Annotated in this window: 9 protein-coding genes and 2 pseudogenes; 1 reads left to right on the top strand and 10 read right to left on the bottom strand. The window is 70.5% G+C overall.

Annotated features, from left to right (window positions below):
- Positions 1–108: 108 nt before the first annotated feature.
- The 9 genes and pseudogenes from VS93_RS01500 to VS93_RS01460 form a co-directional block, all read right to left on the bottom strand.
- Positions 109–1,262: pseudogene (locus tag VS93_RS01500) on the bottom strand (acyl-CoA dehydrogenase family protein).
- Between the two features lie 140 nt (positions 1,263–1,402).
- A complete protein-coding gene (locus VS93_RS01495) occupies positions 1,403–2,539 on the bottom strand; it encodes a glycosyltransferase family 4 protein (protein WP_046468209.1) in 1,137 nt (378 codons plus the stop codon).
- A 194-nt stretch (positions 2,540–2,733) separates the two neighbouring features.
- Positions 2,734–5,561, bottom strand: a pseudogene (locus tag VS93_RS01490) (DEAD/DEAH box helicase).
- 11 nt (positions 5,562–5,572) lie between these two features.
- On the bottom strand, positions 5,573–6,481 hold the full coding sequence (locus VS93_RS01485; RefSeq protein ID WP_046468208.1) for a diacylglycerol/lipid kinase family protein: 909 nt from the start codon (positions 6,479–6,481) through the stop codon (positions 5,573–5,575).
- A 43-nt stretch (positions 6,482–6,524) separates the two neighbouring features.
- Positions 6,525–6,893, bottom strand: a complete 369-nt coding sequence (locus tag VS93_RS01480) for a DUF397 domain-containing protein (protein WP_046468207.1) — start codon at positions 6,891–6,893, stop codon at positions 6,525–6,527.
- Positions 6,894–6,966: 73 nt separating this feature from the next.
- Complete coding sequence (gene tatC, locus VS93_RS01475; RefSeq protein ID WP_046468267.1) at positions 6,967–7,776, bottom strand: twin-arginine translocase subunit TatC; 810 nt, start codon at positions 7,774–7,776, stop codon at positions 6,967–6,969.
- A 139-nt stretch (positions 7,777–7,915) separates the two neighbouring features.
- On the bottom strand, positions 7,916–8,233 hold the full coding sequence (tatA, locus tag VS93_RS01470) for a Sec-independent protein translocase subunit TatA (protein ID WP_156184642.1): 318 nt from the start codon (positions 8,231–8,233) through the stop codon (positions 7,916–7,918).
- A gap of 71 nt (positions 8,234–8,304) precedes the next feature.
- On the bottom strand, positions 8,305–8,493 hold the full coding sequence (locus VS93_RS01465; RefSeq protein ID WP_046468205.1) for a hypothetical protein: 189 nt from the start codon (positions 8,491–8,493) through the stop codon (positions 8,305–8,307).
- A gap of 83 nt (positions 8,494–8,576) precedes the next feature.
- Positions 8,577–10,595 (bottom strand): helix-turn-helix transcriptional regulator, encoded by a 2,019-nt coding sequence (locus tag VS93_RS01460; RefSeq protein WP_046468204.1) that lies wholly within the window; start codon positions 10,593–10,595, stop codon positions 8,577–8,579.
- A gap of 128 nt (positions 10,596–10,723) precedes the next feature.
- On the opposite strand from VS93_RS01460, the gene VS93_RS01455 reads away from it, so the two are divergent.
- Entirely contained in the window at positions 10,724–11,800 is a 1,077-nt protein-coding gene (locus tag VS93_RS01455; protein ID WP_046468203.1) for a DUF3866 family protein, read from the top strand.
- 85 nt (positions 11,801–11,885) lie between these two features.
- Here the strand turns inward: VS93_RS01455 and VS93_RS01450 are convergent, their stop codons facing one another.
- A complete protein-coding gene (locus VS93_RS01450; RefSeq protein ID WP_046468202.1) occupies positions 11,886–12,917 on the bottom strand; it encodes an FKBP-type peptidyl-prolyl cis-trans isomerase in 1,032 nt (343 codons plus the stop codon).
- Positions 12,918–12,985 lie beyond the last annotated feature (68 nt).

Here is a 12,985-nt window from a genome sequence, read left to right as displayed (position 1 = left end):
CATAGTCGTATCAGTGATGTGCATCGCCGCGACAGGCGCCCTGACGCCCTGTTACCAATCCGTTCCCAAGGCGTGAAACCACGGCAAAGCGGAAAAGGCTACTGTCGGTCACTGCCGGCCGGAAAGGTGGCGGCCGATGACCATGCGCTGGATCTGGTTGGTGCCCTCGACGATCTGGAGTACCTTGGCCTCGCGCATCAGGCGCTCGGCCGGGAAGTCGCGGGTGTAGCCGTAGCCGCCCAGGATCTGCACGGTGTCGGTGGTCACCCGCATGGCCGTGTCGGTGGCGAACAGTTTCGCCATAGCCGCCTGCTTTCCGAAGGGCCGGCCGGAATCCCGGCTCCGGGCCGCCGCCAGGTAGAGCTCGCGCGCCGCCTCGACCTGTGTCGCCATGTCGGCGAGCAGGAAGCTCACGCCCTGGAAGTCGCCGATGGCCCTGCCGAACTGGTGGCGCCGGCGCGAGTAGTCGGCCGCGAGGTCCAGCGCGGCCTGAGCGACGCCGACCCCGCACGCGGCGATGCCGAGCCGTCCGGAGTCCAGCGCGGCCAGCGCGATGGAGAACCCCTGCCCCTCACTGCCGATGAGCGCCCGCCCGTCGACGCTTGCCTCGTCGAACCGCACCGCGGCCGTGGGGGAGGAGGACATCCCCATCTTCCGCTCGGGAGGATCGGCCCTGACGCCGCCGGTCGAAGCGGGGACATGGAAGCAGCTGATGCCGTGCGAACCCGACCCTGGCCCGCCGGTGCGGGCGAAGAGGGTGTAGAAGTCGGCGACTCCGCCGTGGGTGGTCCAGGCCTTGCCGCCCTCGATCAGGTAGCCGTCGCCGGTGGGGGTCGCACGGGTCGCCAGGGCAGCGGCGTCGGATCCGGAATGGGCCTCCGAGAGGCAGTAGGCGCCCAGCAGTTCGCCGCCGATCAGATCGGGCAGCAGCGAGGCCCGCTGGTCCTCGTCGCCGTAACCGGCGACCGGGAAGCAGGCCAGGGTGTGCACACTCACCCCGAGCCCCACGGCGAGCCATCCGCTCGCCAGCTCCTCCACGACCTGCAGGTACACCTCATAGGCTGGTCGCCTCCCCCGTAGGCCGCCGGGTAGGGCAGACCGAGGAGCCCGGCCCGGCCGAGCCGGATGAAGACGTCCCGGGGGAAGGCCTCCTTCTCCTCCTCGGTGGCGGCGCGGGGGGTGAGTTCCTTGCCGACCAGGGCCCGGACCAGGTCCAGTAGGTCCTCGGATTCCGGAGTAGGAAGGGTGCGTTCTACGGCCATGGCAAACCCCCACATCGTTGTGGCCCGGGCGGTCCGAATATTTAGTAGGTCGTCAAAGTATATGGTCACGCCGGGACGCGGCGCACCGCGGGTACCACCTCCGGGCGGGGGCCGCCGCGGCGGCCGTCCGCCACCCCTGTTCAGCTGTGCAGCATCTCCAGGCACCGGACGGCCTGCTCCCAGGTCCACTCGTCGAGCATCCACTCCCGGCCGCGCCTGCCCATGGTCCGAGCGTGCCCTGGAGACCAGAGAAGCCGGTTCGCGCGCTCGGCCACTCCCCGGGGATCGCGGCCATCGACGACGTACCCGGTCTCCCCGTGCCGTACGGTCTCGGGTGCCACGCCGGAGTCGCCGGCCAGGACCGGCAGCCCGCACGCGGCCGCCTCCAGGTAGACGAGCCCCAGCCCTTCGGTCTGCGGGCCGGTGCGGCGGGGCCGGCTGGGCAGCGCGAACAGGTCCGCCGCCGCGTAGAACGCGGGCATCCGCTCGTGGGGCTGCCCACCCGCGAAGACCACCCCGGCGTCGACCCCCGCCCAGGCGGCCAGCGCCCGCAACCGGCGCTCGTCCGGCCCGTCCCCTACCACGAGCAGCCGTGTCCGGGGGTAGCGCGCCCGCACCCACGACATCGCCCGGATCAGCGCGTCGACCCCCTTATGGGGCACCAGCCGGCAAACGCACAGGATCACCGGCCCGTCGTCCAGCCGGAACCTCTCCCGAACCCACGAGCCGTCCGCCTCCGGGTGGAAGAGGTCGGTGTCGACGCCCGGCCTGAGCCGGACAAGCCGGTGGCTGGCAGTGGAACCGACCGCGCGCTGCACCCCGCCGCGGACGAACTCCCCCGGATAGGTCAGCGCGTCGACGTCCTCGCCGATCCTGCGCAGGATCGGCCGCACCCCCGGTATCCGGGACCATCCCACCTCGGAACCGTGGGTCAGGGCGATGATCTCTTTCGCCCCCGCGGTGCGCAGCCCGCGGGCCAGCAGACCCAGCGGTACCGCGGTCCCGAGCACGACGCGGTCGCAGCCGTACTCCTGCACCAGGTCGGCCGCCCGCCGCGCGACGCGCCGGGTGGGCAGCAGGGTTCTGGCGGAATCGCGCACGACCAGAAGCGGCTGGGCCTCATCGGACTCATGGCCCCCGGAACCGGCGGAGGTGTAGACGACCGCGCTCCCTTCGCCGGTCTCGGGCAGACGCCGGACCAGCTCGTAGCCGAGCGTCTCGCTCCCGCCCTTACGCGGCGGAAGACCGTTGGTGATCAGCAGGATGCGCTGCGACATTGCGGAGAACCTTATTTTGTGATCGCGAAGGACAGGCAGGCGCGAATGACATCACACTAAGCTCAGGCCTGCCCTGCGCAAGCAACCACAACGCGGTCCCGGACCGTGTTTTCGGTTTCATTCTCGCCGCCGGGCTCCGAGGCCCAGGCACGACCGGAGCCCTCCCGCCCCGCGTCCAGTGGCGCAGCGCCCGGTCAGCCGACCGATGAATAGGCCACGACCCCCCGGCGGACCAGGTCCATGGCGCTTCGGGCGTTCTCCCTCACCGTTCCCTCGGCCGGTGCGGCGTCCGCGATCTGGCCCAGCATGTCGATGAGCTGCTTGGCGGTGCGCACGAAATCGCCGGCGGGCATGTCCGCGTCCATGAGGATCCGGTCCAGCCGGTCGCCGCGCGCCCACCGGTAGGCGGTCCACACGAACCCCAGATCGGGCTCGCGCAGGAACGACACACGGTGTTCGCGCTCGACCTCGTGCAGTTCGCCCCAGAGCCGCTCCATCTCCGCCAGGGTGTCCGCCGGAGCGCCGTCGGGGACCCTCGGGAACGCGTCGTCGGACCGTCGTGACTCGTACACCAGGGACGCCACGCAGGCGGCCAGGTCGACCGGGTCCAGCTCCTCCCACAGGCCGCGGCGCAGACACTCGGCGACGAGCAGGTCGAGTTCGGAGTAGACCTTGGCCAGCAGCCGCCCTTCGCCGGTGACGGCGTCGCCGTCGAGGTAGTTCAGGTCCTGCAGCACACCGCAGACACGGTCGAAGGTGCGGGCGATCACATGGGAGCGCCCCTCGACCCGGCGGCGCAGTCCCTCGGTCTCCTTCGACAGCCGGAAGTAGCGTTCCGCCCAGCGCGCGTGATCCTCGCGGTCGGCACAGCCGTGGCAGGGGTGGGCGCGCAGTTCGCGGCGCAGTCGGGTGATCTCCGGCTCCTCCCCCTCATCCTCGCGGGCGTGCCGCGGCGGCGGCTCCGCCTCTCCCTCGTCAAGTTTGTTCCGCAGTGAGGAGGCGAGGTCGCGCCGGGACTGCGCGGAACGAGCCGAGAAGTTCTTCGGAATGCGCAGTCGGCCGACCGGTTCCACCACCGCCGGGAAGTCGGCCGCGTTCACCCGCTTGACCTGGCGGTTGTAGGTCAGGACCAGGGGCGTCGGGACGTCGCCGCCGGTGCCGGGGTCGAGGACCACGGCGAAACCGGTATGCCGGCCCCTGGGGACTCTGATGATGTCGCCGGGGCGGAGCCGCTCCAGGCTGCGCACCGCTTCGTCGCGCCGCCTGGCGCTACGCCCCCTGGCCGCCCGTTTCTCGGCGTCGCTGAGCTCCCGGCGCAGCGATGCGTACTCCATGAAGTCGCCGAGGTGGCATTCGGCGGCCTTGGCGTAGCCATCGAGCGCATCTTCGTGCTTGCGCAGCTGGCGGACCAGGCCGACAACGGCGCGATCCGCCTGAAACTGGGCGAAGGAGGACTCCAGCATGTTCCTGCTGCGTTCGCGTCCGACCTGGCCGACGAGGTTGACAGCCATGTTGTAGGAGGGCTGGAAACTGGAGTTCAGCGGGTAGGTGCGGGTGCTGGCCAACCCCGCGACCGCCTCCGGGTCGGTGCCGGGCTGCCAGACGACCGCGGCGTGGCCCTCGACGTCGATGCCGCGCCGACCGGCCCGTCCGGTCAGCTGGGTGTACTCCCCCGGTGTGAGGGCCGCGTGCGTCTCCCCGTTCCACTTGTCGAGCTTCTCGATGACCACGGTGCGCGCGGGCATGTTGATCCCCAGCGCCAGGGTCTCCGTGGCGAACACCGCCCGGATGAGCCGCGGGAGAAGAGCGTCTCGACGACCTCCTTGAAGGTCGGCAGCATCCCGGCGTGGTGGGCGGAAACGCCCCGTTCCAGGGCGCCCAGCCACTCGTGGTACCCGAGCACGGCCAGGTCTGCGGGCGGGATCTCGGCGCACTGGCGCTCGGCGTAGGCGCGGATCTCCTCGGCCTCGTCCTCGGTCGTGAGGCGCAGACCGGAGTACACGCACTGGCGGACGGCGTCGTCACAACCGGCCCGGCTGAAAATGAACGTGATCACCGGAAGGAGCCCCTCCCGGTCCAGTTCGTCGATGATCTGCACGCGGTTGGGCGGGGCGAACTTGGCCCGAGGGGCGGGCGCGCGGCGCCCGCGCGCCTGAGGGAGGCGGCGCTTGTACGCGAGCTGGGAGAGCCGGTCCTCCTCCTCGGACAGCCGAACCAGCCGCGGATTCACCCGCATCTTCTCCCCGTTGACCACGACCTCGGTGCTCCTGCCGCCGCTCTCCCGGCGGTCGCGCTTGCGGGTGCGCCTGCGGCCGTTGCCCTCCGCCTCCTCGGACTCTCCGGCCGGGACGAACAGGTCGTGGATCCGCTTGCCGACCATCACGTGCTGCCACAGCGGCACCGGACGCTGCTCGTCGACGATCACCGTGGTGTCACCGCGCACCTGCTGTAACCACTCGCCGAACTCCTCGGCGTTGCTGACCGTCGCCGACAGGGCCACCATCCGCACCGACTCCGGCAGGTGGATGATGACCTCCTCCCACACCGCGCCGCGGAAACGGTCGGCGAGGTAGTGCACCTCGTCCATGACCACGTAGGCCAGCCCCTTGAGGGTCTGCGAACCCGCGTAGAGCATGTTGCGGAGGACCTCGGTGGTCATGACCACGATCGGGGCCTCGCCGTTGACACTGTTGTCCCCGGTGAGCAGGCCGACACTGTCGGAGCCGTACCGGCGTACGAGGTCGGTGTACTTCTGGTTGGACAGCGCCTTGATGGGCGTGGTGTAGAAGCACTTGCCGCCCCCGCTCAGCGCGAGGTGCACCGCGAACTCCCCCACGACCGTCTTCCCCGAGCCGGTGGGGGCCGCGACCAGCACGCCGTGCCCGGCCTCCACCGCCTTGCAGGCCCGGACCTGGAAAGGATCGAACTCGAAGTCGTAGAGTCCCTGGAAATCCTCGATCGTGGCACTGGACTCGGCCTGGCGCCGACGGAACGCGGCGTACCGCGCGGCGTGCGTACTCATATCGATCAAGCCTAGGACGTACGGGGCGGTGCGGACGCCGTCAACACCCGAACCGACCCCGGTATGGCCTCACACGTGATAGGGGTCTCGGTGAGCCGTTCACCATCGGCGTACCCCACGGTCGGCGGCCCGCCCGCCCCCTCGGTGGCGATCGTGACCGTGCGGCCGCGCAGGACGGTGATCTCGTCCAGCTCGGGATGCGTCCCGCGGAAGACTCTGGGGAAGAACCGGAGGAACGCCGGGCGGGACATCGCGTGCACGAAGACGACGTCCAGCAGCCTGTCGTCGTATACGGCGTCCGGGCAGATCCGCATGCCGCCGCCGTAGCTCGCGGTGTTGCCCACGGCCACGCACATCCCCTCCGCCACGAGCGGCTCGCCGTCGACCTCCAGGACGTAGCGGATGGGGGTGAACGTGCGCAGCTCGGCCAGCAGCCCCACAAGGTAGCTGGCACGACCGAGGGAGAGCCGGAAGCCGTTCACCCGCTCGTTCACCCTGGAGTCGAACCCGCAGGCAAGAACGCTGAGGTAGTGCCGTCCGCCGGCGCGGACCGTGTCGACCGCGACGGCGCGTCCGTCCAGGATCGTCTCGACCGCGGCCGGAACCGAGCGCGGCAGCCCGAACTCCCGGGCGATGTCGTTTCCGGTACCGGTCGGCACTACACCCAGCGGCACGCCGGTGCCGACGACGCCCTGCAGCGCCGTGTGGACCAGGCCGTCGCCGCCCACGGCCACCAGCGCGTCGGGGGCGGCCCGCACGGCCTCGCGGGCGAGCCGGACGCTGTCCTCCGCGGAGCGCCCGGCGATGACCGTGGCCTCGGCGCCGCGCTCACGCAGGGAACGAATGAGCCGTGTCGCGGTCACCGCCGAGCGGCCGCTTCCCGCGGTGGGGTTGACGAGGATCGCGATGTTCTGCGTCATGAGCGGGCCGATCCGAGGGGTAGGGGACGGTCCGGGGCCGCCGCTATTCGGCGCCGCCGGATTCCCGAGTGCTGTTCGGCGAGGGTACCGCCTTGACGGGGATCTCGCCCCGCTGCATGGCCGCTTCCTCGGGAGTCAGGTACTCCTCGGGGATGTCGAACTCGCCGTCCTTGGCGCCCAGGACGAACGCCTCCCACTCGGCCGGGGTGAAGAAGAGGATCCCCTTCTCTGGGTTCTTGCCGTCGCGCACCGCGCGGAAACCGTCGTCGAACTTGGCGACCTCCACTATGGCGTCGGAGTCCTCACTCGACAGCGACGACCGCTTCCACACCGCGTTGGTGGTGTCGTGCCACTTCTCGTTCCCCTGGGCCTCAGGGGGCAGCTCGCGGCCGGTACCGGACTGCTCACTCATCGGTGCTCCTCCTTCGAAGATCGGACCCGGCCCGAACCGCTCCGTTTCCGGGCGGCCGGACCCCCGGACGACCTTAACGGTTCGGTGCGGCGCCGGGGGTCTCCTCCAGCGGAGAGGCCTCATCGTCGTCGAGCCCGGCCATAGGGTCGGCCTTCCCCTTCCGGCGGTCGTTGACGTAGCAGAAGAGCTCGGCCATCTCGAAGAGGAGAACGACCGGGATCGCCAGCGCCACCATGGAGAAGGGCTCGGCCGGGGTGACCACCGCGGCGAGGACGCAGGCCAGGAAGATGATGAGACGCCGCCACTTGGCGATGGCGGCGTGGGGCAGCACGCCGATGAGGTTCAGCAGCACCACGATCAGCGGGACGACGAAGGCGATCCCGAACACCAGGATCATGGTGATCATGTAGTTGAGGTAGTTGGTGATGGTGATCATGGCGATCTCGCCTTCGGAGGCGAAACCGAACAGGATCTCCAGCGTCTTCTGGGTGATGAAGTAGGCCAGCGCGGCGCCGGTCAGGAACAGCGGTACCGCGGTGGCGACGAAGGCGTAGGTGTAGCGCTTCTCCTTGCCGCGCAGTGCCGGTGCGACGAAGGCCCACAACTGGTAGAGCCAGAACGGGCAGGCCGCCACGATACCGACGATCACCGCGACCTTGAACTTCAGGAAGAACGCCTCGAAGATGCCGGTGTATATCAGGCTGCAGGCTTCCGTGTCGCCGCCGACGACCTCGTTGGACTGCGGCAGCGCGCAGTAGGGCTGCTTCAGGAACTCCCAGACCGGATCGAAGAAGACGAACCCCAGCCCGACGCCGACCGTCACGAAGACCAGCGACTTGAGCACCCGGTTGCGCAGCTCACGCAAGTGCTCCATCAGCGGCATGCGGGCTTCCGGGTCCCTGTCCCGCTGCTGTTGCCGCGCCTGCATCGCCCGCCTACGCTCCTCGAACCCTGGCTCGCACCCTTGTCCTGCGCCACCGTCCGCGGTGCCGCCGCGTGGCCGTCCCTAACGGCCGGTTCCGCTAGTCGCCGTACCTCCGCCGAACCGGTTCGCCGTTCTCGTCGACGACGTGCTGGCCCGGGGGAAGCTCGGGGTAGCCCGGCGACTGCGATTGAGCGGGTCCCTGCTGGGAATCGTAGGCCTGGGGCTGCGCGTTCTGCGTCGGCCTGCCCTCGCCGGTGGACTCGTCACCGCTCTCCTCGTCCTCCCTGAAGCCCTTGGTCTCGGACTTGAGGATCCGGGCGCTGCGGCCGATCGAGCGGGCCAGGTCCGGCAGCTTCTTGGCGCCGAACAACACGAGCGCGATGAGCAGGAGAATGAGCAGCGTGCGGAAGTCCATACCCATGTCTGAAAACCTCTTTTCACGGCGCTACCCCGCGCCACTGATACTACGCCTTGTCCGACAACGGGTCAGCGGATGTCCACACGAGCACGGTCGGTCTTCGAACGCAGTCCGCGATAGTGCGGTTCCAGGTCGTCCCTGGTACGCGCCACCTGTTCCCGGAGCCGCCGCACCTGCGCCAGCAGCCGGACGGCGAAGAACCCCACGGCGAGCAGGCCGAGAACGGTCACGGTAACAAGGCCAGCGATCGCAAACACTCCCTTATTCTACCTCGCCGGATATGAATCGCGGCTGGCCCCGGGATTAACCGGACACATCCGCGCGCCCCTGCCCTGCAGGGTCACCCGTATGCGGCCAGGGCCCGGCGGGCGTCCTCGCGCACCCGCGTGGCGAGCTCCGCCGGCGCCACGACCCGCGCCTGCGGCCCCAGCCGCAGGGCGAACCTGCGCACCCACACCGGGGCCGGCGTCCGCAGCGTCGCCCGGATCCGGCCGTCGGGCAGTTCCCGGACGCCGGTGCACACGTACTCTTCCGTCACCCAGCGCGCCGCCGGTTCGAGTTCCAGTGTCACCAGCGTGTCGGCATCGGACAGCTGCAGCACTCCGTCGCGCAGATCGCGGCGGCGGGCCCGGGGCGGCACCTCCGCCGATACCGGAAGCACCGTCATATCCAGCACCCGGTCCAACCGGAACAGCCGGACGTCCTGACGCAGCCGGCACCACCCCTCCAGGAAGGCATGGCCGTCCTGGACGACCAGCCTCATGGGATCGACGTCGCGCTCGGTCACCTCGTCGACGTAACCGGAGAGGTAGCGCAGGTGTACGCGCTGGCCGGCGCTCAGCGCATCGTCGCAGCGCCGCTGCAGCTCGCGGGTCTCATCGCTCAGATCGAGGCGAACCCCGACAGCGCCGACCAGTCGGTCGACCGCGCCCGCCTGTTCGTTCCTTCCCTGCTCCGCGGCCATGCGCAGCTTCTCGCCGACCCGCTTCAGGGCGTCGCTCCCGGCCATCCCGGGCAGCTCACCGAGCAGCCCCACGCCGACGATCAGGCTCGCGGCCTCGTCGGCCGTCAGCCGCAGCGGCTGAGCCAGCGTGTCGGCGTTGTCGATGATGATCTCTCCGGTGGAGTGAGCGGCGTCGAGGTCCACGTCGATCAGATCACCGGGCGTGTAGCCCGGTAGCCCGCACATCCACAGCAAGCTCAGGTCCTTCAGCACCTGTTTCTCGTTCAGGCCGAAGTGCTTGGCCACCTCCGGCACGCGGACATCGTGGCTGAGCGCGTAGGGCACCAGCATGAGCAACCGGCGCAGCTGCTCGGAGGAGGCAGCGCCACGCCCGGCCCGGGGCACGGGCGCGTCGCCCGCGACAGTCGCCTCGTGCTCGTCGGCCTCCGGCTCCCTCGCCGCCACCGCCGCGAGGTGCTCCACCATCGCCTCGCGCGCCTCGGACGGCGCCTCGACCACCACGCGGTCCCCGAACCGCGCAACAGCGGCCACCAGCTCCGCGACATCGACATAGGGGTAATCCACCCGGTCCCAGCGCTGCTCACCTGGGCCACCGTCCCCGGGCAGGATCCGCAGCGCACCGCGCCGCAGTTCGTGTCCGGAGTCCGAACGTACCCGCAGCCGCGCCACGCGCTCGGCCTCCGGGCGCTGGGCGCGAACCACCGACCGGACATCGACTCCCTCAGGAACCTCGACCCCGGGACCGGAGCGCAACACGGTGACCTCACCGGTGACCCGGCTCAGCCGGAACACCCGTTGGGCCTCTCGGTCGCAGTCGTACCCGGCGACGTACCACCGGCCGCGCACATTGACCACGCCCCACGGCTCCAGGTGCCGGGAGGTCACCTCCGCACCGGGCTTGCGATAGTCGAAGCGCACCGGACGGCGGTCGCGGATCGCCTGCCACAACGGCAGGAACGCCGGCTCGTCGGTGTTCAGCACCGGTGTGATGCCGGGCGCGGCGTCGGAGTCGACCGGGACTCCGGCCGCCCTCAGCTTCAGCACCGCGTTGGCCGCGGCGTCACCCAGGGCCGCGTACCGCCACGCCCGCGCAGCCAGCCCGAGGACGGCCGCCTCGTCGGGCAGCAGTTCGATCGCGGGAAGCTCGTAGTCGGCCCGCGATATGCGGTAGCCCTCCTCGTCACTCCAGACGTCGGCGCTCCCCGTCTCGATCGGGATCCCGCTGTCCCGGAGCTCCTTCTTGTCGCGCTCGAACATCCGCTTGAACGCGGTCGCGCTCTCGGCCTCGGCATAGCCGGCCACCGTCGCGCGGATCTCCCGAGCGGTGAGGAAACGCCGCGTAGCTAGCAGGCAGATCACCAGGTTGAGCTGCCGTTCGGTCTTCCTCCGCGACATCGCCGATCCGTCCCCTCGTCGCGCGCGTCCGCCCCGTACCCCTCTAGCCAAGACGGTACCGTGCCAGACGTGTGCAAGAACGCCATTCCTTCCCGGTTCGAAGGTCGAGGCGCAGTGGTGAGGCGGCGGTGATCCGGTGGCGAGCGGGCGAGGTCACCGCGGTCCTGCGGTCCTGGCCGGGGGCTGTCGAGATCGAGGCCGTCCTGGATGAGGCGGACGGGGAACACACCCGCCGCGCGCTGGCCTACACCGGCCTCGTGGGGTGTCCGGAGCCCGGCGATCGGGTGCTGCTCAACACCACCGCCCTGGAGATGGGGCTGGGGACCGGCGGCTACGCGATGGTGGTCGCCGTGCCCGACCGGCTGCCGCCGGATCCGGACGATTCCGGCCACCTGGTGAAGGCCCGCTATACCTCGTCGCAGGTCACGGTACTCGGCGCCGACGAGCAGGACTCTCCGCACCACGCCGCCCTCCGCGACGCCCACGAGGTGGGCGGTATGCCGGTCGTCACCGCCGACCTGCATTCGGCGCTGCCCGCGGTGCTCGCCGGTGTGGAGGCCGAACGCCCCGGAACCAGGGTCGTCTACGTGATGCTCGACGGCGGCGCGCTCCCCGCGGTCTTCTCCCGGTCGCTGGCGGGGCTGCGCTCCTCCGGCCGGCTCGCCGCGACCGTCACCGCCGGCCAGGCCTTCGGCGGCGACCTGGAGACCGTCACCGTGCACACCGGCCTGCTCGCGGCACGCCACGTGCTGGACGCCGAGATCGCGGTCGTCGCCCAGGGGCCGGGGAATCTCGGTACCGGCACCCCGTGGGGTTTCTCGGGTGTCTCCTGCGGCGAGGCCGTCAACGCCGCCGCCGTCCTGGAGGGCCGCCCAGTGGCGTCGCTGCGCGTGAGCGAGGCCGATGGGCGGGAGCGCCACAGGGGCGTCTCCCACCACAGCATCACCGCCTACGGCCGCGTGGCCCTGGCACCGGCCGATGTGGTGCTGCCCCGGCTGGCCGGCGCCTTCGGTGAGCGCGTCCGCACCGAGGCCGCCGTCCTGGGGGAACGCCACCGGCTGGTGGAGGTCGCCATCGACGGCCTCGACACGGCGCTGCGCGAGCTCCCGGTGCCGCTCTCCAGCATGGGCCGCACGCTCGACGAGGACGGCGCCTACTTCCTCACCGCGGCCGCCGCCGGACGGCACGCGGCGGCCCTGCTCTGAAGGCGCCGCCTCGCGGCGCACAGCACGGCCCTCGCAGGTGTGCAGGAGGCGCCGGGCGCGCCGCGGATAGCCGGAGTCCGGGCGGCTATTCCCCTTCCCCGCCGCCTTCGCCCTCCTCGGCGGGCTGCTCCTCCGCCGGCTGGCTGTCGATCGCGCCGAGAATGTCCACGACGAAGACGAGCGCCCCCTCCGGCGATCCGCTCTCCGCCGCTTTGCCGCCGTAGGCCTTGTCCTCGGGGATCGCCAGCATCACCCGGCTGCCGACGTTCTCTCCGACCAGGCCCTCGTCCCAGCCCTCGATGACCTGGCCGACACCGATCGGGAAGGTGGCCGGCGTACCGCCGCGGCTCCAGGTCGAGTCGAAGACCTTGCCATCGTTCCACGTCACCCCGGTGTACTGGACGATGAGCTGCTGCTCCTCCTCGACCTCGGGGCCGTCTCCCTCGACCATCCGGACCGACTCGAGCTCCTCCGGCGGGTCGCCCTCGGGAATCTGGATCTCGGGCTCGTCGGAGCCGGCGTCCGTAGCCGTGGGCAGGCCGCCGCCGCCGTCGTTGGTCTGCTCGCCCGCGACGGTGTCGCCCTTGCCGTAGCGGCCCATGACGTCGACGATCGACACCGACGCCCCGGGCTCCGGCTCCTGGCCCATGGCCTGGGCCTCTTCGGAGTCCTGGGGCGGGAACACGAACTCGACGCGGGTGCCGACCGGCTGGTCCACCAGCTCGCCGGTGAGTTCCTCACCCATCTGCCCCAGCTCCAGCAGGACCGGCGCCCCCGTCTCGTAGGTGGACTGCGTCTTCTCGGTCTCGCCCTTGGCCGTCCACTGGTAGTCCACGATCTCGGCCAGGATCATGTCGTCGGCGCGGACGAGCTCACCCTCACCTTCGCCCTTCTCCAGGACACCCGACACCTGCTCGTCGGGCGGCGGGATGTCGGGGAACTCGACCTTCGGCTCCTCACCGATCTCACCGGTGACGGTGGGCAACCGATCGTCGAGTTCCTCCTCGTCGCCCTGCATGAAGGCCGGGGTCTTCCAGTCCTCCGGTATGGAGCCACAACTCGACACCGCCAGCAGCACGGCGGAGAACGGCACCACGAGGGCGGCACGTCGTCGCATACGTCATTACCTCAATAATCCGGCTCGGGTCCCCGACACACTATCGAAACGGCAACACTGCCGTGCCA

Origin of the sequence: Allosalinactinospora lopnorensis (assembly GCF_000981225.1) — a bacterium.
GTDB classification, from domain to species: Bacteria; Actinomycetota; Actinomycetes; order Streptosporangiales; family Streptosporangiaceae; genus Allosalinactinospora; species Allosalinactinospora lopnorensis.
Note: the sequence above shows the minus strand (reverse complement) of the source record. Positions and strands in the feature narration are given on the sequence as shown.